Here is a 24,898-nt window from a genome sequence, read left to right on the forward strand (position 1 = left end):
GAATACTTCTAGTGGTTCATATCTATTCTCTCCCTATTACACCGAAGTAGCACCTTTCTAGAAAACAGGGTACATTACTTTTGCGATTCTCAAAATTCGTCTTGTAGCAGTATCTAATAATTGCCAATATAGTTTTCACTAATTTGATTTCCTATGCCAAGAAAGCAAAAAAAGAAGATTTTTGTTCTCGATACTTCAGTTATCTTATATAACCACAACGCAATTTACAGCTTTGAAGATAATGATGTAGCCATTCCGATTACCGTGCTGGAAGAACTTGATCATTTCAAAAAGGGCAATGACATCAAGAACTTTGAGGCAAGAGAATTCATACGGATTATGGACAAATTGTCGGCAAGCCATTCGCTGCAAAACTGGATTCCCATTGATTATCCGAATCATGGCCAGTTCAAGGTATGCATGCAGGAAAAGACCATCGGGCTGGACGCTACCGAGATATTTAGAGAAAACACCGCCGATCACCGTATTCTAAATGTAGTAATTTCGCTGGGCCAGGAATATCCGGAAAGAAAAGTAGTCTTGGTATCCAAGGATATCAACCTAAGACTCAAAGCAAAATCCCTGAATATTCCAGCGGAAGATTTTGAAACCGGAAAAATCAAAGATATCGAATCTTTGTATACGGGTAAAACCGTGATTGAGGGGTTATCGAAAGAGATTATCGATAGCGTTTATACCCAGAATTTTTGTATGTCCGCCGACATAGGCATACAAAACCCCATACCTAACCATTATTTTATTCTAAAAAACAACCGGGCTTCTGTTCTGGTGTTTTATAATCCTGTAACACACCGAATTGAACGTATTGAAAAAGAATCCGCCTTCCGGATTACCCCCAGAAATGCCGAACAAGTATTCGCTTTGCATGCGATTACAAACCCAAATATCAAACTCGTTACCTTGCAAGGTGTTGCAGGGACAGGAAAAACATTGCTTGCACTCGCCGGCGCACTCGACCAGAAAAGACATTTCAAACAAATATATTTAGCACGCCCAATTGTGCCCTTAAGCAATAAAGATATTGGCTTCTTGCCAGGCGATATTATCTCAAAACTTAATCCCTATATGGAACCGCTGTGGGATAATCTAAAATTCATTAAGAGTTTGTTTACCGAGAAAGATAAAGAATATAAACAGATTACAGATGCTGTTGATCAAGAGAAGCTGAAAATTACTCCGCTCGCTTATATCCGCGGGCGCAGTATTTCAAATGTGTTTTTTATTGTGGATGAAGCACAAAATCTCACGCCGCATGAGGTAAAAACCATCATCACGCGTGCAGGTGAAAATACAAAAATTGTCTTTACCGGCGATATTTATCAAATCGATACTCCTTATCTAGATTCCCAGAGTAATGGATTGTCCTATCTGATCGACAAAATCAGGCATCACGAAATTTATGCGCATGTGCGACTGGAAAAAGGCGAACGATCAAACCTTGCGAATTTGGCTAATCAGCTGCTGTAAGACTAAAAGTTATTGATATCGTAACCTGTAAAAGCATGGGCGCTGATCCGCACTCGATAATAAGACTTTATTATCAAGTCAACGTTAGCTGGGACAGGATGCAGCACCTTTGCGATCGAATAATTGCACGGCCATTTACTGCAAAAAAAAGTCTATATTGGATACTGGAGTAAGTATCTTGGGTCTGTCTCGTGCTGTCTCATTAAATGATGGCAAAACTGTTTCTTGGAATGGCGCTATTAAATTTGTAGATTCATTGGTCTGCGTAAATCCTCGATTGCGCAATACTTTCTTTAAACTAAACGAAGACAAATTAGGATTAAATTCCATGATGAGCGTGTTTGTAAGTGCAAACACAGAACTCGTAGTAAAAGGCAAAAATGGATTGCTTCTCGCGCTCAAGTCAGTATACATTGAACTGATAACAATCATTAATTCTTTACCGTTAAAATAGGCTGTGGCATCAATGAATTCCAGTTGGCGTGGCAAACCGTCAATCGCAGGAATTCCCGAATATCCAATTGCCGTTGTACTATCAATACACACATTCTGATTATTATTGACAAAACGCGGGATACCACCTGTTAGGCTTAAACGATATATGCCTTCTCCGGCATCTTCAATGACCTCAAACTTACTTTGTATCGGTGTGATAGTGGGGGTCGGATCATTGGAATCAACTGCACTCAGACAGCTAAACCCATCGTACACAATACTTAATCCCAGAGCATGGCTTTGCAAAAGAAAAGAAAATAATATTAAAACCAATCCTTGCATTATTTTCATCGTAGGACCTCAAGTATGAATTAAGAATTATATCCAACTCAATGTGCGATTCAGGAGCCAAGTTCTGCTTGCCAGCCTATTCTTTACCAGCCCAACTAAAGATTGGCAAACGTGCTAAATATACATCAAAACAGGAAGTAGTTTATGCCTGCGTATTTATCGCATCGTACAGCTTAACAAAAGTATCCCCTACATATCTAATTTCTTCCGTTGTATGTGCAGCATTAACGCTGCACCGCACTAGTGATTTACCTTCGGGTGCAGCTGGCGGCAAAATAAGGTTTACATAAATATTATGTTCAAGTAATTGTTGCCAGAGTAGCAGTGCTTGTTGTGGCGTTGCAACAACAGCCGCAATGACTGGACCCGGATCCGGGCCTAGCTGATAGCCTACTTCTTGAAGCTGCGAATAGAGTTGTCGACAGTTGCTCCATAATTTGTCACGCAAATGACTGCCTTTCCGAAGCAATTCTAAGGCTGCGCGTGTTGAAGCAATTGTTGCCGGTGATGGCGATGCAGTAAAAATATAGGGATGACTGACATACCGCAATTGTTCCAGTTGGGGGTGATTACTTACGCAAAATCCGCCAATACTGCACAAACTTTTGCTAAAAGTCCCTGTTATAAAATCAACCTCATTTAACAAACCTGTTGTTTCAACAAGGCCTTGACCTGTTTTACCTAAAACGCCGAGTGAATGAGCCTCATCAAGGAGCAATATACCACCATATTTATTTTTCAATTGCACGATATCGGCTAAAGGAGCCTGATCTCCAAGCATACTATATATACCTTCAGCGATAATGAGCGTGGTTTCAATATTATCACCCAAGCGACGCAATCGTTTTTCCATGTCGGCCATATCATTATGTTTGAAGCGAATAATATTCGCACCACTAAGAATACAACCATCAAAAATACTTGCGTGAGAATCGCCATCAATCAGAACCGTATCGCCTGGACCAACCAGACCAGAGATGGTGCCTAAGTTCGCTTGATAACCGGTTGTAAAAACAATTCCAGAGCCACATTGATAAAAATCGGCAAATTCCTTCTCTAATGCGCGGTGACCAAAATAACTACCATTCGCCATTCGTGAGCCTGTGGTACCCGTTCCTTCTTTATCAATCGCCTCATGCGCCGCACGAATGCATTCAGGAGAAAAAGTTAGACCCAGATAATTATTCGTACCCATCAGAAGTACGCGACGACTCCCAATTCGAGCTTCAGTAGCCGAGAAAACTTCTTCGATTGGAATACCAAAAGCACCCACACCATCAGGTAAAAGCGCTTTTCTTGCAGCCGCAGCAGCATCTAGCTTTTCAAGTAAATTCATTATGATGATGTTATTTTAATTTTATGTACCAAATCAGCTAACTCACGAACTGTCTGAACATCTGTTAATGCATTGATAGGAATAGAAATATCAAAAGCATCTTCAATTTCCATAATCAGATTGAGCAGTTTGATGGAATCAATCGACAATTGGTTGATCAAGTTCGTTTCAGGGGCAATCAAGACATCAGCATTGGTCAAGTCGCTTAGCCGATCACAAAGCAGCTTCATGATCTCATCATAATTACTTTCAGTCATAAGTTATTTCAGTATGGTTAATTTTGAAGTTAGATTACTTCAGATAATACATCTTGTAAACGAATTCTCGGATGCCAACCAGGTAATACGTTAATCAAGGGAGCATTATTGCATACCCAGTCTTCATGCTGTAATTCATTGATCTTTCCTGGAGTCAGCATGGGTGAATACAGAAACAAGCGGGCAAACCAAAGATTGGTTAATGCAATGCACCGGATAAACAGATTTGGAATCGCAATACAATGTATCCGATGCTTCCATACTTGTTGCGCCATGACCTTAAGACTCTCATAACTATATCCACCAGGCGTACCATCATCGAGTTCAAAAATTCCATTGATTGTTTTTTCAGAATTTATCCAGACCTGAATAGCCGCAACCAAATCATATACATGAATTAGCCCAAATCGATTTTGCACTTTTCCAACAACAGGAAAAAATCCACGATACATAGATTGAAAAAGCGGTTTCATTTCTTTATCACCTGGACCATAAACAGCTGTAGGGCGGAAGATTGTCCATTGCAGATGGTCTGAGTATTCAATAAGTTTTTGCTCTGATAAATACTTGCTTTGAGCATACCAAGATAACTCTGGTTGACGTGCAGCTAATGAAGAAATAAGTAAAAAACGGGGAGAGTGTTTTTGTTTAGCCAGGACACACAAGATATTTTCTGTACCGGTAATATTGGTGCGTTCAAACTCTTGAAAAGAACTTCCTCTTACCGTTGCAGCACAATGAATCACACACGCCACACCATCAACCAGGCGATGCAACGCATTAAAATCATCTAAGTTACCTTGGACCCACTGAATTGATTCAGTATCTGGGAAGCGGATAGTCCGAGCAAGTGCACGCACTATCCATCCATCTTGAATTAGTCTTTGAATTAGTACACTGCCAATAAAACCAGTAGCACCTGTTACAGCTACTAATTTTTGCATACCTTTTATCTGTCGCCTGACTCTACAAAAGATAATTGATCAACTAATTTGGTTCTTTGAATATATCCTTGCCTGGCCGCAAAGCGTGAAAGTTTACCCGATGAAGTCCTAGGCAAAGTATGTGGTGGAACAAGCTCAACAACACAATTGACTCCAAATGCCATATAAACAAGTTGCTGCAATCTAGTTGTCAGCGATTGACGCTCTGTTGGAGAGGTAAGCCTGCACTCAATTACCAGCACAATAGTCGTTGCGCCATCTTCACCATTAATTCCAAATGCAGATGCCTCTCGTGATCTAACTTCCGGTTGCTGCTCAGCCAACTCTTCGATATCTTGCGCTCGAATATTGCGGCCATTAACGATAATCACATCGGTGCGACGTCCCGTTATAAACAAATCACCTTCAAACAGAAAACCAATATCACCGGTATCCAGCCAGTTTCCGGGCTTTAGTGCCTTGCTCGTCTCTTCTGGGTTATTATAATAGCCGGTCATTACGCTATCACCTTGCACCAGCACACTACCAACCATCATCTCAGATAATTGGTGTCCATCTTCATCAACTATCTTAACGATATGTCCGGGCAGTGGACGTCCACAGTTTACAAATTCATTTTGTTTTCGACCATCAGCCTGCAGTCTCGCAGCCATTTTTTTATCAATCAGCGTCTTACTATCTACTTGCAGACTATTGCATCCTGTATTGATTTTTGAAAATGTAACAGCAAGTGTTGATTCTGCAAGACCATAGCATGGCAAAAAGGCATTCGCATCGAAACCAGCTGATGAAAATTTCTCAGCGAAGTTTCTTAAAGTATCGGGACGAATCATTTCTGCACCTATACCAGCTGCTCTCCAGCAACTTAAATCCAATTCTTTAAGATCAGATTCCCGCACACGAAGAGTGCATAGTTTAAGGCCAAATGGTTGACTGAATGCAACCGTACAACGATTTCGGCTAATTAGGCGCAACCACTGCATCGGACGAATTGCAAAATCCCTGGTTGCTAAATAATCGACTGAAATCTGCGTAACCATTGGAGCCAGAACGAGTCCAACCAATCCCATATCATGGTAAAAAGGCAGCCACGATGCGGAACGATCATCAGGTTTTATTTCCAAACCATTACGTACGATACCTTGCAAATTACACATCAAGGCCCGTTCGGTTATAACTACACCTCGCGGAGTACGTGTACTACCGGACGTAAATTGCAAATACGCGGTTTCATCGGGATGATTAGACTGCAATTCTGAGTCATTGACAGGAAGCTCATTTAATTTTCCTGGTGTCCCTGCCCAGCGTATGCTGGCAACGCCTATTACAGCTTCTTCAAGAAAATTAATATAATCAATATTAGCTAGTGCAATACTAGCCTGACTACTTTCAAGCATCCCTCTCAATTGCTGAACATATATCACATGGCTTCCAAGATTAACTGGAACCGGCATTGCAAATGGAACTAACCCAGCATAGCGGCATGCAAAAAACAACTCAACAAATTCCGGGGAGGTATCAGCGATGATCGCTACCCGGCTACCACGGGGCAAATCAAAGCCAGACAAACGCTGAGCTAAAGTACGAGCATTCTGCCTAAGTGTTTTGTATGGCAGAACTGAACGAACATTTCCTTTCGCGTCATAAAAGTTATACCCCGTTACACCCTTTGCTGCATATTCTAAAGCACTTGTTAGTGTATCAAAACCAGCTAACTGCTGAACTAGCGTATTGAGTGTCGGTGTCGGTGTTAGATGCAATTCGCTTGAAGGCTGAAAATCAAACGCTTGCGTTAGCGGAGCGTTCAACTTGATTATTGTCGAACTCAAGATCTTCCCCTCGAAGTAATTGTACTTGTCATCTTGCTTATTTTTTGCAAGAAATTCTGGTTGAGCGTGCCAATTTTTATATTCAATTTTAAATAATGCATTTTGCTGGCTGGAAAATTTTCATTCAAACGCTTACCGCTGACATTGCTTAACAAATATAAGTGTGTCATATTTGACCACTCAGCAGCTTATATAAGGTGCTTTTTCCTGTCAAGGCAATATTAGATTGGTGTTGTATCAAAACAACATTTGCGTAAATGGTGCCATGAGAGCTCCGAACAAATCACGTTCTGCATCTGCTCCCTTTGATCGATAATTTTATTTCTGCTTCCCTTTTTACTTGAATTCAGTTTTCCTTTATTCGACGCATTCTAAAGTCGAATTGCGAAGCTGCACAAAAAGTTAAGCTCAGATGTTTTTCAGAATTGACTATAAAAATTTATAATATTCATTTATTTCACCTGTGTCGGCGACTGATATATAAACTATTTGTTTGGCACATTACCCTACCAACAACACCCTTTTCCGTAATATCAGTACAATTCGATAGGCAGCATACGCAGCAATCAGGTGTTTTAACGTATGTCCGCTAATCCAACCGTCCGTCCAAACAAAAATTGATTCATCCAATAATTCCACTAACTTCGCAAATGCGTACAACGCAATGATCTGATAGATATCGTTACCATGACTGTAGCGCGATGGAAAGCACAAGCTGACCCAGACAATCAGCAGAATCAAATAAAACTGCATTACGATATAAAAATTCAGGTTACCAGCGCCTTGCTGTTCAGTCCAATACCAATATAACACGCTCAGCACCGCAAAAATTATCAATAGAGGTAGCGCTCTTAAACCTATAGTCGAACTTACGCGTTCGATCAGTGCCGCCGACAGCAACGCTGCTATGGTCATGACAATAGGTATTCTATCCCACAACAAACGATCAGTATTTGGCGTCCAGTGATAATAGATAGAACCCAATGCAACAATAACTACGCTGAAAAACAACACCCAGTATGGCAGGCTTTCTTTACGGTTATGAAATGTGGTTTGCGTTGTCATTCCCTGAACTCGCCACAAGAACACCAAGCCTGCGCCACCACTAAGCAAAAAAGCCAAATTGGATATTACATCGTTGAAATTAGGAATGCCAATGAAACTACGCTGATCGGCGAAGTAGTGATATTCGACGGATTGTGGAGTGGGCGGCAGCAACATAGCCGCTATAATGACCGCAACTGACAGTCCGCCCATTATCCAAAGCTGTCGTTGCAAACTCATCCAATCAGACCCGATACCACTTTGAATTCCTTATTAAAATAGAAAGAAGTTATCCGCACCGGATCCATGCTGCACATCAATTTATTAATCGCAGCTATCGTGTGTGGATGCCCACTAACCATTACCAATTCTTTCATGAAGAAAAGACGGATAATCACATGAGATAATGCAATTATTAGCTAATATCCGATTTTCCAAATACGCATGAGTATCCCCCAGAATATTGGCTGCATCACACGATTTTTTATGCATGCTGGATTTTACAATAATTACACATTTCAATGTTACCCGCTTGATTATCAGCTGAATATTATTTCAATACATCTGCGCAACAGCTTCTCCGATGCGACCAACGGCGATGATGTCGATGCCTGGAATGACCTGCTTAGGTTTATTGGCTAATGGAATAATGGCCTGCTTAAAACCAAGTTTTGTGGCTTCCTTGAGTCGCTCCTGTCCACGTTGCACGGGACGTATTTCTCCAGCCAAACCAATCTCGCCGATCACAATCATTTTTTCCGCTACGGGTCTATTTTTTAGAGACGAAACCACTGCCAGCATAACCGCAAGATCCGCAGCTGGTTCAGTAATTTTTACACCGCCCACGGCATTGACAAAAACATCCTGATCAAAGCAGGGAATGCCTGCATGACGATGTAATACCGCCAACAACATAGCCAGCCTGTTTTGCTCTAATCCAACACAGAGTCGTCGCGGATTGGGTGAGCGTGCTTCATCGACCAAAGCTTGAATCTCCACCAATAGTGGGCGCGTACCTTCTTGCGTTACCATAATGCATGATCCCGGCACTTGCTTATCATGATGTGAAAGAAACAATGCCGATGGATTCTTCACTTCGCGCAATCCCTTATCGCTCATCGCAAAAACACCTAATTCGTTAACCGCACCAAAACGATTTTTAAATGCGCGAATCATGCGAAAACTAGAATGCATATCACCCTCGAAATACAACACGGTGTCGACCATATGTTCCAGCACGCGCGGACCTGCCAGAGCCCCTTCTTTGGTCACATGACCAACCAAAATAATACAGGTGCCGCTCGATTTGGCCAAACGAGTCAATTGCGCTGCGCATTCACGTACTTGTGCAACCGAACCCGGCGCGGATTGCAACATCTCGGAATAGATAGTTTGAATCGAATCGATCACCGCCACCGACGGTTTACGCTCAGCCAGCACAGCCTGGATTTTCTCCAATTGAATTTCTGCATACAAATCGACTGACTGCACATTCAATGCCAGTCGTTTAGCACGCAGCGCCACCTGTTGCGCAGATTCCTCACCGCTGACATACAATACTGAATGCTGCACCGACATAAAAGATAGCGCTTGCAACAACAAGGTTGATTTACCGATTCCTGGATCTCCGCCCAGCAGCAGAACACCGCCATGCACTAATCCACCACCCAGAACACGATCCAGCTCTTCGATACCGGTTGGGTAACGCGACTCTTCTCGTGCATCAATAGTGCTTAAGTTCTGCACCTGACCAATTTCCGACACTGGACTAAAACGCGACACATTCTTCTCTGCGAGCGTTTCCACCAGAGTATTCCATTCCTGGCAATGCGGACATTGACCTTGCCATTTCAGAGTTTGCCCGCCACACTCGGTGCAAGAATAAATGGTTTTTTGTTTGGCCATTATTCAATAAATTCGATTAGGCTTGCAATTTCCGCACTAAAATTATCAATTAATCATATACCTCAGCATTTCCGAACGTTACGCCACATGCATCTTTGTCAGACAATACTGGCAACCCGGTAATCGGCCAGTTAATGGCCAAAACTGGATCATTCCAAACAATGCAGCGTTCGTGCTCGGGCGCCCAGTAATCAGTAGTGTTATACAAAAACTCAGCGTAATCGGACAATACAACGAAGCCATGCGCGAAGCCGGGTGGAATCCATAATTGATTCTTGTTCTCGGCGCTCAATACTCCACCCACCCATTTTCCAAAAGTGGGTGAAGATCGGCGAATATCCACAGCCACGTCGAATACTTCTCCCACTACCACGCGCGCGAGTTTTCCCTGTGCTTGTTTGATTTGATAATGCAAACCACGCAAAACATTGCGCGCAGAGCGCGAATGGTTGCTTTGCACAAACTGCACCGACTCTCCAATAACCGACTCAAAACTGCGTTGATTGAAGCTCTCATAGAAAAATCCACGTTCATCGCCGAAAACCCTGGGTTCGATCAGCAGAACATCTGGAACTGCAAGTGGTGTCGACTTCATCCGATATGCGCCTTAGTCAAAATTCACGTTTCCATACATGCAACAGATACTGACCATAGCCATTCTTCGCCAATGGCATTGCCAGCGCCTCCAGCTGAGCGGCGCTAATCCAGCCACGCAAGAATGCGATTTCTTCCGGACAAGCAATTTTCAATCCCTGCCGACGTTCGATCGTCGCAACAAATTGGCTTGCATCAAGCAAGGACTCATGCGTACCTGTATCCAGCCAAGCATAACCGCGCCGCATGATTTCAACGCTGAGCTCGGAATGTTCAAGATAAATGCGGTTCAAATCAGTAATTTCCAGTTCGTTACGATGAGAAGGCTTCAAGCTTTTGGCATAATCAACGACGTGCTGATCATAAAAATAGAGCCCCGTTACCGCATAATTCGACTTGGGATGCTGGGGCTTTTCTTCCAGATTCACCACCTTGCCCGTAGCATCAAACTCGACCACGCCATATCGTTCCGGATCGTGTACGTGATAGGCAAAAACACTGGCTCCTTTGGTACGCTGCATTGCGTTCAACAGCAAATGATGAAAATCATGTCCATAAAAAATGTTATCGCCTAACACCAGTGCTGAACAATCATTGCCGATGAACGATTCGCCGATCAAGAAGGCTTGCGCCAGGCCGTCTGGCGAAGGTTGTTCAGCGTAGGTAATACTCAATCCCCATTGACTTCCATCACGCAATAATTGTTGATAATTAGCAACGTCACGCGGCGTAGAAATCACTAGAATCTCTCGAATACCCGCCAACATCAGAGTACTAAGCGGGTAATAAATCATGGGCTTATCGAATACCGGCAACAATTGCTTAGATACTGTTTGTGTGACTGGATAAAGCCGTGTCCCGGAACCGCCCGCAAGAACAATGCCCTTGCGTCGAGGAACAACTGCTCCTGGGAAGTCTCTTGTTTTATCAGAAGTATACAATATTGGCATTCATTACATCGTGATGCTCACAAACCTGTTAAAGCTCGTTTCATCCAGACTCGTTCACTAGAAAGAACGACGATTGTACTATATCTGGTTCAGATTCCAGCAAATTACATGATGCAATAATCACAGTATGTTGATGTAGAATTACACATTATGATCTTTCCGCAACTCTACCTCCGCTTGCTCAAAAAAACTGCGCTTTATGGGAAATTACTCATATGCGTATTAATTGCCATGTTAATCTTGGCAGCAAGCATGGCTTATCTACCCATACTGATTGAACAAATGCTAGCAAGCATGTTTCTTCTGAAAGATTTATTATTGATACAAACGACATCAATAGCAATCATTGCACTATTTGCCGTACGTTGGATTTTTGGTTACATAAGTCTCTATTTTGTCAGTACGGTCAGCGGGAAACTGGGCGCTGATTTGCGCATGGATCTTTTTGATAAGCTTCTGTCGCTACCGGTGGATTACTACGCTTCTCTTAATCAGAATAATCAAATCGACACATTGATATCTCACATCAATCGAATCACTCAGACCACAGTTCGTTACATCGCCCTGCTGGCACAAGATTGTCTTTCTATCATTGGATTATTAATTTGCACGCTATATCTCAATCAGGAATTCTCGTTACTACTGCTGTTGGCAACCCCATTCATCGTATTAATGCACGAGATGATCCACAGCCATTTCGACAGAAATAATCAAAATAACTCATTGACTTTCGAAGAACTGACCAAACATCTGACACAGTCAGTGAAACATTACCGAAAAATCAGACTAGATGGCGGGCAAGCTGACGAAAGCCAACGCCTTGGAAGCATTTCCGAGAGGCTGTTTCACACCGAAATGCAATTTGCAAAGATCAGGGCCATGGCTATTCCTTCAAGCCAGTTTATGACTGTACTAATGCTAATCGCTGTTACTTACCTTATGGCATTACAGGTTACGAATGATGCGCTAAGTCTATCTGAAGCAGGCGCATTGATAACCGTTGCATTACTGCTTATTTTCCCGCTTTGCCGTATCGTTGGCATTCCCAGGCAACTTGAACATGACCGGAAAATGATAGAAACCGTTTTTTCGTTTCTTGATTTGGCTCCCGAACAGGATACAGGTACTCTCAGTATTCAACAGATCCGCGGCAAACTGAGATTTGAACAAGTACGCCTCAATGGCCAATTTCCAATAAAGCCCATTCTGAATCATATAAACTTAACAATCAAGTCATCTGAAGCTATTGTTTTTACTGGGTATAATCAAGCAGAAAAAACTGCACTCATTGATTTAATACTCCGTCTGCGACAACCCTCCAGCGGAAAAATACTGCTGGATGAATATCCACTTAACGAAATCAAGATAAATCATATATATACCAATATCGCCCTGGTATCTGCCGACCCTTTCCTGCTCGATGAAAGAATTGCCGGCAACATCGCCTACGGTGCAATGCGATGCGCCAATGAAGCAAAAATCACCACTGCAGCACATGCTTCCCATGCTATGGAATTTATCCGGAACATGCCTGAAGGCTTACAAACTCAAATTAACAAGAATGACAATGAAATCAGCAGTAAACAATTAATTCAGCTGGCAATCGCACGAGCATTTCTAAAAAGCGCTCCCATATTGATTCTGGATGAAGTATTTGTAACACAAGAACCTGATTCCGCAAACCTGCTCTTTGTTTTAGAAAAATTGATGCAAAATCGCACCACGTTAATTTTCAATCAGCAGGTTCCACCATTAAAAAAGATCGATCGAATTGTAGTTCTGGAAAATGGATGTATCACAGAAAACTTGAAAACCTTCGGTCATTCTCAGTTATTGCAAGAACATCGGCTTACCAATCATTAGTATCTATTCTTCAGAAATCTCACCGCGAATAAAAAATCGAATATTTTTAACAGATCAATGCTCCATTCCTTTAGGGGTATACTCAGGCACCCATTTAGTCAGCTGCTCACGAACCTCCTGATCGCTTAATACGGTCACTTTATTCAGCCAAGTCGTTAACTCCGACAACCACTGTTCATCCATCTGACATGCCTGCGCAATGCGTAATTTTTGATGCGGTGTCGAGAGCGTACTTTCGCTTGTCGCTAATAACTCCTCATGTAGCTTCTCACCTGGACGCAGCCCCGTAAATTCAACAGGAATATCACCTTCCGCTAAACCGGACAAATGGATCAAATCATTGGCCAGATCAACAATTTTAACCGGATCCCCCATATCCAGCACAAATATTTCACCGCCACTTTGCGTACCACCCATCAATCCGGCTTGTAAAACCAGTTGCGCAGCTTCCGGAATGGACATGAAATAACGTGTCATTTCTGGATGAGTGATGGTAATCGGACCGCCTTTTGAAATCTGTTCACGGAATTTTGGAATGACACTGCCGGCACTACCCAGTACATTGCCGAACCGCACCATAACAAAACAGGTCTGGTGCGACGGATGATCCTGATCAAAATTTACATGCTTTGAGATAGATTGCTGCAGAGCTTGGCATACCATTTCTGCCAGGCGCTTGCTGGCTCCCATGACGCTCACAGGATTGACCGCCTTGTCGGTGGAAATCAATACAAATTTTTCCACCGAAAAATCAATCGCCACCCGGGCCAGCACATGAGTACCCAGCACATTATTCAAAATAGCCTGACACGCATTCTCTTGCTCCATCAGTGGTACATGCTTATACGCAGCGGCATGAAAAACCACTGTAGGATGAAATTGCGTGAATAATTGTGTCATCCGGGCATGATCTTTGATGTCGCCAATTACAAATGACATAGTCATGGCAGGATAACGAGTCAAGAATTCTTCTTGAATAGTGTAGAGCGAGAACTCACTTAGCTCAACAAAAACAATATTTTTTGGATCAAACGCAACAAGTTGGCGACACAACTCTGCACCAATCGAACCACCGGCTCCTGTCACCAGAATCACCTTTCCTGTCAGCAAATCATGTAAACCATCGTCATCCAAAACTACGGGCGCTCTACCTAACAGATCATCCAGTTGGATTTCACGAATCTGTGACACCGTCGTCTTGCCGTTGATCAGATCCGCATAGGAAGGCACTGTCATCGCTTTCACGCCGATTTCCGAACACATCTCTAAAGCTTGTCGGTGTATCCGGCGAGAAACGGATGGTATAGCGATAATCACATGCCCAACATTCAGTTTCTGCACCCATTGCGGCAATTCGCTGATCGTCCCACGCACACGCACGCCCTGTAAGCGAGTACCTAATTTTCTGGGATCATCATCCAACATACCCACCACATGCCACTCACGGCTTCCTGTTAAAGCTTTCATCAGATTCACGGCCGTTCTGCCAGCACCCAAAATCAATACCAGCTTCGCTTCATAACTTTCCAGGCTATATAGACGGCGTTCTTTCCACGCCCGGTATATCAAACGACTACCACCCATAATTAGCAGCAATAACAATGGAGCCAGCATCATTACTGCACCGGGAACATTGCCCAACAAGCCAAATAACCACAATGTCAAGGTGACCGCTACTGAGCCGACAGCCACCGCCACAACAATTCTTTTTAAATCAGGCAAACTGGCATAACGCCATAACCCTCGATAAAGCCCCAACCACAAAAATAAACTGCCCTGGATCAATACAATCCAAGGCATGGTTTGTAGTAGGAATATTACTGAGGAAGGCGGGATTTCAAAATTAAAACGGCACAAATAAGCCACCCACCAAGCCGAAGCAACTGCGATAAAGTCATGGGTAAAAGCAATAAAAGTACGGATTCCGTATCGGTTGGAAAACATTTATCTTATCCTCGATCGGAGTGAGTTTTGTAATACCAATCAGAAATAACCATCAATACCAAATACCCCCCCCCAAAAACCATCGCCATCCAGATTTGTAACGCCACATCTTGCGTATTAGCCCATACCGCACTTGCTCCGGTTGTCAGCATCAATCCATAAAACACTAACGCTGTATTCCGATGCCCCAAACTGCTTTGAACCATGCGTTGATAATAGTGTTCACGATGCGCTTGCCAGATTATTTCTCCTTGAAATAATCGTTTTATCAGTGTTACCGTTGCATCTGCGATAAAAGGTGAGAAAATAAGCACGGGCACCCATATTGACCAAAGTCGATCAAGCCACCCCAACAAGCCTATGACAACCGCCAGATATCCCAGAGGAATCGATCCCACATCACCCATAAAAATACGTGCCGGATAAAAATTATGTATTAAAAAAGCCGTTGCCGCCGCAGCTATCGAGAAATTTATCACAGCAAAATTGTTACTGCCTGCCACGTAAGCAAGCCATCCGTAGACTCCGAATCCAATCACCGTCATTCCACCCGCCAGACCATCAGAACCATCCATGAAATTGTAAAGATTCGACATCCAGACAACTGCTGCAACCGCGAAAATCACACCCCCCCAGCCATAAGCATCCAGTAAAAATGCGGTTGAAAACCCAATGGCAACAGCCGTGTGAACCATCAGCCGACACCAAACCGGGATTCGCCAAACATCATCAGCCAATGATATTACCATCAACAACCCGATGCCAATTAATACTGCATTAGGTATCGTAATCGAGAAACACAACCAAGTTGCAACTACTCCAAGAAGCAGGCCTAAACCCCCGATACGAGAAACGGGCGCAGAATGAAGCGAACGTTCATTAGGTCGATCCAAAACCCAATCCGCTTTAACTTTAATCAACCATAAAATGAAGAAGAATGATAACAAAAATGACAACAGTGGTGCTGCCACAGCTATCGATAAAGGAAAACCCAAAACCATAATGACCGGATTATCCATGCTTGATTACAAAAAATTAACCACTTCCCCATCGCACCCGACAAAAAAGTGGTTCAAATTGTCCTATTGCAACTAACTTAATATGGTCTTATAGCATAGGATTTGCAGCATAGCTCTTATGCGCCGCAGCTGCAGCAGCACCGCGCTCTACTTCCAATCCCATATCAGATAAGATCGTTTCCAGCGCATTCAGGCAGAAAATCACCTTATCTATCCGGCTGGATGTGCCCATCAATCCGAAACGCCATACTTTCCCGGCGAAATCGCCTAATCCAGCACCTATTTCAAGGCTATATTCAGCCAACAGGCGGCGGCGCACCTCTTTCTCATCAACACCAGCCGGTACAAAAACGGAGTTCAATTGCGGCAGACGATATTGCTCAGCAACCACATAACTCATTCCCAATGCCGCAAAACCGTCTTTGAGTGCCTCATAATTATTGCGATGACGCGCCCAAGAATGCTCCAAACCCTCTTCCGCCAGCATCAGCAGGGATTCATGCAATGCATACAATGCATTGGTCGGCGCAGTATGGTGATAAGTACGCGCAGCCGATCCCCAGTAATTCAACAACAGACTGATATCCATAAACCAGCTATGCACTTTGGTTTTGCGATTTTTAACCAGCTCCGTCACACGATCGGAGAAACTCACCGGCGACAGGCCCGGGGGGCAGGACAAACATTTCTGACTACCGGAATAGATCGCATCAATTCCCCATTCGTCAACCTTGATGGGTGTTCCGCCAAGCGATGTAACCGTGTCAACAATAGTCATGCAATCATACTTATGTGCAAGCTCGCACAGCGTCTTGGCATCCGATGAAGCACCGGTTGAGGTTTCAGCATGCACAAACGCGATAATCTTGGTATCGGGATTTTTTTTCAGTGCATCTTCAACTTTCTGTGGGTCAACCGGCTCTCCCCACTTGTCCATCACCGCTACCGCAACACCACCATGTCGTTCGACGTTCTCGATCATACGGCCGCCAAATACCCCATTGCTGCAAACAATCACCTTGTCACCCGGCTCGATCATATTGACAAAACACATCTCCATACCCACCGATCCAGGCCCCGAAACCGGGAAAGTCATGCGATTTTTGGTTTGGAAGGCATAGCGCATCAGGCCTTTGATTTCTTCCATCATCTCGGTAAAAACGGGATCCAAGTGTCCCAAGGTTGGACGAGCCATGGCATTCAACACACGCGGATGCGTATCCGATGGTCCGGGCCCCATCAAAACCCGTTGCGGTGGATAAAAAACTTTAATTTCTTTTTCTGGACGAAAATCTTCGGTATTCATGAACAATCCTAAGTAAATAATAGAGTCTGATTAATTTTTGAAAAATATTAATTTTAACAAGTGAAACGAGAGTTTACTATAAACCAAGGTATGCTCAAAAAATTATCCGTATGGATAACCCAGGAATATTTCATAACAATATGGAAAATAGCGTTATTATCTGCAGAGCACATAAAATCTCTCCCTGCATTACCTAACCGACCTTTGAAAAATTTCGGTCCTCGTCCGAGTGTGCAATACAAATTATCTGATACCATTCGATTTTCCCATCAAGTGCGAATCCTCAGCAACCTCGACAACTGCAGAACCGGATAAAAATACTTCCAATTTGATATGCACTCCTTCTCGTATAGACTGATCACATTTCTGCTATGCGGGCTTCTGTTGCCCGCTTGCATGACAGCGCCTGCACGAGAAGTATTACTAAGCCAGAAGGTTATTTATAACCACAGCAGCGGTAAAAACTACATAGAAATTGCAGAATGCTTAAAAAGCGATGATGGATTTCATTTGCCGAAATGGCATCGTCATACCTGGCGTGATATCACGACATATTTCATCTATCATGAATCACTGCAAGTCCACGGATACCCGCAAATGCACGATAATGCTGCAAAAACATATTACATCACAGAAATTCATGACCCAAGGTATTCCGGGAAAATCAACGAAACGATTACCCATGGCAATGGAAACTGGATCATGACCATCAAAGACGCCAGCAATCCACAGCACACTCAATCCGAAATCGAAATCCGCAGCAATCAAGATCTGCTGAGTGATTATCCATCGGATGCGTACACTCCAGATCAAAATGCGTCACTGTCCCAGCGCTTATATAAAGTGGAAAAAATTGATCATTGCTTCTGACTTCAGACTTGTTTCCGGTATGTTAGTCTACCGGTAAACATAGACTGAAAATTCCCGAGCACATAAAAAGATGACTTTATGAGCGACTTGCGTGTGGACTCTAATATTCGTTTTTCAAATCTGGATAAGTTGCGCGCATTTGCAGCGATCAGTGTTGTCGTTTATCACGTAATCGAGCACACGGGCTGGTCGTCTTTTCCAGTGACAGGACCCAACTTATGGTGGAGAACCGGGTGGTTAGGTGTTGATTTATTTTTTGTGATCAGTGGATTTGTCATTTATTTTAGTGCATTCTCACTGGGAAAATCTTATGGATCTGCATGGAAATCAGTCTATGCCTCCCATCGCTTTTTTAGAATCGCACCCCTATATTTCTTTACCTGCATTATTTTTGTTTTCCTCATTCAGCCACAAATTCTATTTACGCCTGTATCCAATATTTCCTTTCAATTCATTTCACATCTTTTGTTTTTTCATAATTTTTTTCCCAGCACTCAAGGCGCAATCAATGGCGTAAATTGGTCTATCGGTGTAGAAATGCAGTTTTATCTTCTCATTCTTATTTTCTGGGATTGGATCAAACGTGCTTCGCCACTGAAAATTCTGTTGGTGTTTAGCGCAATCGCCTGCATGTGGAAGATAGCGGCATTTTACATGCTCCACTCAGCAGGCGCGCATAAGCTATGGTTTGCAACTGCTCAATTGCCCGGTTCACTGGATGTGTTCGGATTTGGCATTGCCGCATGCAAATGGGTTCTGGCCAAAGGCAATCGCAATGATTTGGCTCACTTAGGAATCAAAGCGCTGATTGCTATCAGCGCAGGCTTTATCATGATCAAGCTTTTGTGGATGACGCCTAATTACTGGGGTTCTGTGTATTATGTGGGTTTTTTCAGAATCCTGACTGGCTTAAGCGCCGCAGCGCTAATAATCTTCCTGATTGCGCTACCGAATACGACGCTTGGGTGGTTTTCCGGAATTATCGATTATCTGGGAAAAATTAGTTATGGCATTTATCTATGGCATCTGCCCATCATCTTGAGTCTAAAAAATTTAAATATCAATGCCGGCTTGATCTTTCTTCTCGCAACCTTAGCATGTACCGTGATACTCGCATCTGTTACCTACCACTTGATTGAGAAAAGCTGGATTCAGCAGGGAAAAAGTGACCTAATGTGCTCTAAAATCGGCGCAATTCTTAAATCGATCAAGTTAAATTAGAAACTGCAACATAATAAAACACCTAACCCCGCCGTCCGACTCTTTGTTTCTGCCATTATATTCGGGCTGATAGTGTAAATTTAAATTAGGGTTTTATTATGGTGATATTAGTTGTTGCAAGTAGCTACGCCATCCCCCAAATTGACTGATATCTATTGTATTCTCGACGGCGTAACGCTCGCAGACAAAGCCTAGCAGCGCCTCACCACTTGCCAATATAATCGTGCCGATCCCTAGCGGTGCTGGAATATTGGCTACAAAATCTCCTAATTCGCGTACTGGTAGCTCCCAAACTTCCACTTCAATCGCAAAGCCCTGTTCATTCTTGTTGACTCGAACCAAGCCAGGACGTTGCGGAGGATTGCCTGGTAATGCGTAAAGTCTGTAGTTAGGTGCAGTAGTGGTACTTGTCACCAATCGGCCTCGACGGCTGGTTAATTGCTCATTCAATGGCAAACCAGATAAATGTGCGCCACAAACAGCTATCCACACCTGTCCCGATTCGGACACAGCGGGAAAATGCGTAACCTGACGCAATGCAATGCCAGTTGCGCCCAGAGGTAGTGATTGAGCTTGCTGCAATCGGTGGGCAAGATGCAGCAATGGTTCATCTTGGTGGGTCGGCGCTGCCAATGTTATACCAAAAGGCAGTCCATTACTCTGAAAACCAGCAGGAACGGCGACTGCCGCATAGTCAAGCAAATTCATGAAATTGGTATAGTAGCCCAGATTGCTGTTGAGATGGATGGGATCCTGCTGCATGGCTTGAATGGGGTAGATCGTCCCAGCAGTGGGTGTTAACAAACAATCAACGTTGGCCCAAATCTGATCTGCCTGTTGCTTGATGCGGCGTAATTGATAAAAACCATTAAATGCATCAGCAGCTGAGCGTTGTTTCGCGGTTGCGATAATTTCACGAACCGGTGCAATGACTTGATCGCCATGCAACTCGAAAAACGATTGAATCGCTGCATAACGTTCAGCTACCCAAGGACCTTCGTAAAGCAGTCGCGCAGCTTCAAGAAAGGGTTCAAAATCAATCTCGACGGCCTCTCCGCCCTGTGCTTGCATACGCGTTATTGTTGCACTAAATAATCGCTCGCTCTCGCGATTATCGAAAAATTCAAGTTGTTGCTTGCGTGGAATGCCAAAACGAAAATGGAAAGCGGTGCCAAAATTAAAACCATGCTCTTTTCTTTCCTCAGAATAGATATCGGCTTCGTCGTAGCCGGCAGAAATTGCCAGGATGCGTGCCACGTCAACAGCAGTAAAGGCAAAGATGGATACCGTATCAAGAGAACGGCAGGCAGGCACTACCCCATGCGTCGAGAGCCAGCCTCGGGTAGGTTTATATCCGATCAGATTATTAAAAGCGGCAGGAACTCTACCTGAGCCTGCAGTATCGGTACCGAGGCTGAAACATATCTGCCCCTTGGCCACGGCGACAGCCGAACCTGAACTTGAACCACCGGAAATATAAGCAGGATCAAAGGCGTTCCGGCAAGCGCCATAGGGAGATCGCGTGCCATTCAGTCCAGTAGCGAACTGGTCGAGATTGGTTTTGCCGATGGGAATTGCGCCCGCATCGATCAATCTTTGCACCACAGTTGCATTACGCGAGGGTGTGTAGGCAAAATCCGGACAAGCGGCCGTGGTTGGCAATCCAGCTAAATCTATATTGTCTTTGATAGCGAAGGGTATGCCATACAGCGGGAGCGATGCCATACCTGCTGTTTCTACCTTACGGGCATAGTCTTTCAATGATTCCAGCGGAAGCATCGAAATCCAGGCATGATCCGGATCATTCTGAATCTCGGCATGAATTGCTTCAACCAACTGAGTCGGTGATAGTTCATCACTCGCGTAACATTGCAGCAATGATGCGATGTCGCCAAGCGGCAACAGCTTCTTTGCCATCATTTTTCTTCCTGAACGATAAAAAGCACCTGCCCGGCAGATACGTATCCTCCTTGCTTGCAGAATAACTGCCGTATCGTACCAGTAACTGGTGAATCTACTGCGAACTCCATTTTCATCGACTCAATGACGATAACCGGCTTACCCGCTTCGATATGCTCACCTTCTTTGACCAACAGCTTCCAGACTGTGCCGGTTACTTGAGCACTGATCGCTTGCGCATCTTCCGGCAAGTCCAGTTCACTTTGTGAGTCGGCATCATCCAGTATGTCTTCGTTGACATAATGGGACAAATTGTTTGCTTCCCAGACTCGTCGCTCGGCTTCAAATGCCGCTTGTTGCTTGACTTTAAATGCGCTGATGCTGGTAGCTTGCTGTTGCAGGAAGGCATTGTATTGTTTAAGATTCAAAACTGTTTCTTCGATGCGAAGTTTAAAGTGTCCGCTAATAAAATCCTTACGCAACTTGAGCAATTCATTTGCACTGACCGGATAGAACCGGATCTGGTCAAAGAAACGCAATAACCAGGGCTTGCCATCTGTGAAATCTTCTGTTTGACGATAGCGATTCCACATCGGTATAGTACGCCCGACGAATTGATAGCCACCGGGACCCTCCATGCCATACACGCACAAATAAGCGCCGCCTATACCGACCGCATTTTCAGGCGTCCAGGTACGAGCTGGATTGTACTTGGTGGTCACTAAGCGATGGCGAGGATCCAGCGGGGTAGCCACAGGTGCGCCCAAATAGACATCTCCTAGCCCCATCACCAAATAACTGGCTGCGAAAACGATGTTCCGGACATCCTCAGTACTTTCCAGCCCATTCATCCGTCGGATAAATTCGATATTGCTCGGGCACCAAGGCGCATCGCTGCGCACCGATTGCATATATTTCTCGATCGCCAATTGCGTTGCAGCATCATCCCAAGATAAAGGAAGGTGAACAATGCGGGATGGCACTTCCATGTCATCAATCGCAGGCAATTGCCTTTCCCCCGCAATCAGAAGATCCAGCAATGCATCACGCGATAGTTGCAGGGATTCAAAGTGGATTTGCAAGGAACGGATGCCAGGGGTCAAATCCAGGATACCGCAAAGCCCGTTGTCGATACATTGCTGCAACCAGTTCATTAGGGCATGAGTACGAAAGCGCAAATTCAGATCAAGCACCGGCGGCCCATACTCGATCAGCAAGTATTTGTCGCCGGATTGACGATAAGTCACTTGCATCTGTTCTTCACTTTGAGGAATACGATGCAGAACAGGATCTTCCAGTTCTTGGGAGATGAAATAAACCGGCTTATGTTGATTCGTCTGCAATTCCTGAATTAATTCTATCTGCTGCTGTTCCAGCGCAGTTGCCTGCTCTATTGATACAGGATAGAAGCGGACATTGTCGCCGGGTTTAAGTTGTCCGATTTTCCAAAGCTCTGCCTGAGTAATGGTGACCGGACAAACAAAACCACCCAGACTGGGGCCATCAGGGCCCAGTATGATCGGCATATCTCCGGTAAAATCGACTGCGCCGATAGCATAAGCGTTATCGTGAATATTGGAAGGATGCAAACCAGCCTCCCCACCATCGCTGCGCGCCCATTGTGGCTTGGGGCCAATCAGCCTTACGCCTGTGCGGCTTGAATTATGATGCACCTTCCATTCTGCAGCAAAAAAATGTTCGATATCCGCCGGAGTGAAAAAATCAGGGGCGCCATGAGGGCCATACAGCACCGCGATTTCCCATCGATTGGTATAGCGCGGAATCAATTCGTGCGGAAAGCACCGTGAAACAGGAGGACAAGGAGATGGAAGCAAAGGAATACGAAGCACATCACCGGCACGCAATACACGTCCGGCATGCCCGCCAAATTGCCCAAGCGTAAAAGTGGATTTACTACCCAGGTAATCCGGCACTTGAAAACCGCCATACACAGCTAGATAAGCCCGGCTGCCGCCCTGTTTGATCTTGCCAAATTGCAAACATGAACCTGCTTTGACGAAATGAGATTGCCACTGCAACAGCGGCTCACTGTCCAACAACACATCCATCGACGCACCGCAAATCGCGATGATACTGTCGCAATTAAAACGCAGCGTCGGGCCTGCGAGAGTGATTTCCAATCCAGCGCTATTATCAGAATTATTGACCAATCGATTAGCAACACGAAAGGCCAGGCCATCCATTGGCCCGGAAGGCGGAACGCCCACATTCCAGTAACCGATACGCCCCGGATAATCCTGGATCATAGTCTGTACACCGGGACTCAAAACGTCGATACTGTGCGGCTGATAATGAAATCCGTTGAGAAATTGCGTGTTCGACTGCCCATTTCGGAACACCGCACTGTGCAATATTTGCTCAAGATATTCGAGATTGGTTTCAATCCCATACAGCGATGTGTTCTCCAATGCATCCAACAGTTTGGCTATAGCCTCTCCTCTCTCCGGCGCATGGACGATGATTTTCGCTAGCATCGGATCGTAAAACGCGGAAACTTCTATGCCGCGCTCGACCCAGGTTTCAACGCGCGCGGCAGCAGAAAATTCCACTGCAGTCAGTGTACCGCTGGAAGGTTGGAACTCTTTCGCAGGATTCTCGGCATACACTCTTGTTTGAATAGAAACTCCGCGAGGCTGAATGGTGAAGGAGTCAAGCGGCGGCATATCACCGGCGGCTTGTCGCACCATCCATTCCACCAGATCAAAACCGGTGACTTCTTCGGTCACGCCATGTTCAACCTGCAGGCGCGTGTTAACCTCGAGAAAATAAAATTGGCCCGTAGCATCATCAAATATATATTCCACTGTGCCAGCGGATTGATAATTGACGGCCTTGCCGAGTCGTACTGCCGTATCCAGCAATGCCTGTCGCAGATGTGGCGCAAGATTGGGCGCGGGCGTTTCCTCGATGACTTTTTGGTTACGCCGTTGCATGGAGCAATCCCGTTCGCCCAACGCGACAACTTGGCCTCTGCCGTCACCGAAAATCTGTACCTCGATGTGGCGCGCTTGGTCGACATATTTTTCCAAAAATAAACCAGCATCCTTGAAGTTGTTTTGTGCAAGGGTTTTGACGGATTCGTAGGCACCAACCAATTCATCCTGATTCCAACACAAGCGCATGCCGATACCACCACCTCCGGCAGTACTTTTCAGCATAATGGGATAACCAATATGCTTGGCCTGATGGCAAGCAACATCCAGATTTTCCAGCAAACCAGTTCCGAGCAGCAGCGGCACCTGATTTTCCATCGCCAAAGCCCGTGCCGTGTGCTTCAGACCAAAAGCCCGCATCTGCTGCGGCGTGGGACCGATAAAGCTAATGTTCTGCGTAGCGCATTGCTCGGCAAATTCAGCATTCTCACTTAAGAAGCCGTAACCTGGATGAATCGCTTGAGCACCAGATTGTTTGGCAACCCTAAGGATCTTATCCGGACGCAAATAGCTTTCCGCCGCAGCGCCATCTCCAATACAGTACGCTTCATCTGCTTCGGTAACATGACGCGATAACGCATCGGCTTCAGTATAAACGGCCACGCTGGTTATTTGCATGCGGCGCAGCGTGCGGATAATGCGACACGCAATTGCACCACGGTTGGCGATAAGTATTTTGCTAAACATAA

18 protein-coding genes are annotated in these 24,898 nt (G+C 44.6%); 4 read left to right on the plus strand and 14 right to left on the minus strand.

The genetic code is table 11. The features are described from left to right. Positions 1–153: 153 nt before the first annotated feature. Positions 154–1,488, plus strand: coding sequence for a PhoH family protein (locus K2Q13_RS00450; protein WP_292918678.1), 1,335 nt, complete (start codon positions 154–156; stop codon positions 1,486–1,488). A gap of 135 nt (positions 1,489–1,623) precedes the next feature. On the opposite strand, the gene K2Q13_RS00455 is transcribed toward K2Q13_RS00450, so the two are convergent. The 9 genes from K2Q13_RS00455 to rfbA all read right to left on the minus strand — a co-directional run bounded on the left by K2Q13_RS00455 (position 1,624) and on the right by rfbA (position 11,133). Further along, positions 1,624–2,274 (minus strand): hypothetical protein, encoded by a 651-nt coding sequence (locus K2Q13_RS00455; protein ID WP_292918679.1) that lies wholly within the window; start codon positions 2,272–2,274, stop codon positions 1,624–1,626. A gap of 142 nt (positions 2,275–2,416) precedes the next feature. Then, positions 2,417–3,610, minus strand: coding sequence for an aminotransferase class I/II-fold pyridoxal phosphate-dependent enzyme (locus K2Q13_RS00460; RefSeq protein ID WP_292918680.1), 1,194 nt, complete (start codon positions 3,608–3,610; stop codon positions 2,417–2,419). Continuing rightward, on the minus strand, positions 3,610–3,867 hold the full coding sequence (locus tag K2Q13_RS00465) for an acyl carrier protein (RefSeq protein ID WP_292918681.1): 258 nt from the start codon (positions 3,865–3,867) through the stop codon (positions 3,610–3,612). The genes K2Q13_RS00460 and K2Q13_RS00465 overlap by 1 nt, the downstream gene beginning before the upstream one ends. Positions 3,868–3,896: 29 nt before the next feature. Beyond that, positions 3,897–4,811: an NAD(P)-dependent oxidoreductase gene (locus K2Q13_RS00470; RefSeq protein WP_292918682.1), complete on the minus strand. Its 915-nt coding sequence runs from the start codon at positions 4,809–4,811 to the stop codon at positions 3,897–3,899. Between the two features lie 5 nt (positions 4,812–4,816). Beyond that, positions 4,817–6,640: a fatty acyl-AMP ligase gene (locus K2Q13_RS00475; protein WP_292918683.1), complete on the minus strand. Its 1,824-nt coding sequence runs from the start codon at positions 6,638–6,640 to the stop codon at positions 4,817–4,819. Between the two features lie 501 nt (positions 6,641–7,141). Beyond that, a complete protein-coding gene (locus K2Q13_RS00480; protein WP_292918684.1) occupies positions 7,142–7,924 on the minus strand; it encodes an alkaline phytoceramidase in 783 nt (260 codons plus the stop codon). 315 nt (positions 7,925–8,239) lie between these two features. Continuing rightward, positions 8,240–9,589, minus strand: a complete 1,350-nt coding sequence (gene radA, locus K2Q13_RS00485) for a DNA repair protein RadA (protein WP_292918685.1) — start codon at positions 9,587–9,589, stop codon at positions 8,240–8,242. 49 nt (positions 9,590–9,638) lie between these two features. Continuing rightward, on the minus strand, positions 9,639–10,184 hold the full coding sequence (gene rfbC, locus K2Q13_RS00490; RefSeq protein ID WP_292918686.1) for a dTDP-4-dehydrorhamnose 3,5-epimerase: 546 nt from the start codon (positions 10,182–10,184) through the stop codon (positions 9,639–9,641). Positions 10,185–10,200: 16 nt separating this feature from the next. Then, positions 10,201–11,133, minus strand: coding sequence for a glucose-1-phosphate thymidylyltransferase RfbA (rfbA, locus tag K2Q13_RS00495; RefSeq protein ID WP_292918687.1), 933 nt, complete (start codon positions 11,131–11,133; stop codon positions 10,201–10,203). 150 nt (positions 11,134–11,283) lie between these two features. Here rfbA and K2Q13_RS00500 point away from each other — a divergent pair, with 150 nt between their 5' ends. Then, positions 11,284–12,996 (plus strand): ABC transporter transmembrane domain-containing protein, encoded by a 1,713-nt coding sequence (locus tag K2Q13_RS00500; protein ID WP_292918688.1) that lies wholly within the window; start codon positions 11,284–11,286, stop codon positions 12,994–12,996. Positions 12,997–13,050: 54 nt separating this feature from the next. Here K2Q13_RS00500 and K2Q13_RS00505 read toward each other — a convergent pair whose 3' ends face one another. From K2Q13_RS00505 to K2Q13_RS00515, 3 genes are all read right to left on the minus strand, one after another. After that, positions 13,051–14,940: a nucleoside-diphosphate sugar epimerase/dehydratase gene (locus tag K2Q13_RS00505; protein WP_292918689.1), complete on the minus strand. Its 1,890-nt coding sequence runs from the start codon at positions 14,938–14,940 to the stop codon at positions 13,051–13,053. 5 nt (positions 14,941–14,945) lie between these two features. Continuing rightward, positions 14,946–15,959, minus strand: coding sequence for a glycosyltransferase family 4 protein (locus K2Q13_RS00510; RefSeq protein WP_292918690.1), 1,014 nt, complete (start codon positions 15,957–15,959; stop codon positions 14,946–14,948). 88 nt (positions 15,960–16,047) lie between these two features. Then, a complete protein-coding gene (locus K2Q13_RS00515; RefSeq protein WP_292918691.1) occupies positions 16,048–17,265 on the minus strand; it encodes an alanine--glyoxylate aminotransferase family protein in 1,218 nt (405 codons plus the stop codon). Positions 17,266–17,661: 396 nt separating this feature from the next. Between K2Q13_RS00515 and K2Q13_RS00520 the strand changes: the two genes are divergently transcribed. Next, positions 17,662–18,135, plus strand: a complete 474-nt coding sequence (locus tag K2Q13_RS00520; RefSeq protein WP_292918692.1) for a hypothetical protein — start codon at positions 17,662–17,664, stop codon at positions 18,133–18,135. Between the two features lie 78 nt (positions 18,136–18,213). Then, a complete protein-coding gene (locus tag K2Q13_RS00525; protein WP_292918693.1) occupies positions 18,214–19,356 on the plus strand; it encodes an acyltransferase in 1,143 nt (380 codons plus the stop codon). Between the two features lie 96 nt (positions 19,357–19,452). Here the strand turns inward: K2Q13_RS00525 and atzF are convergent, their stop codons facing one another. Next, entirely contained in the window at positions 19,453–21,276 is a 1,824-nt protein-coding gene (atzF, locus tag K2Q13_RS00530) for an allophanate hydrolase (protein WP_292918694.1), read from the minus strand. After that, a complete protein-coding gene (uca, locus tag K2Q13_RS00535) occupies positions 21,273–24,896 on the minus strand; it encodes an urea carboxylase (RefSeq protein ID WP_292918695.1) in 3,624 nt (1,207 codons plus the stop codon). The genes atzF and uca overlap by 4 nt, the downstream gene beginning before the upstream one ends. Positions 24,897–24,898 lie beyond the last annotated feature (2 nt).

This window comes from Nitrosomonas sp. (assembly GCF_019752095.1).
Classification (GTDB): Bacteria; Pseudomonadota; Gammaproteobacteria; order Burkholderiales; family Nitrosomonadaceae; genus Nitrosomonas.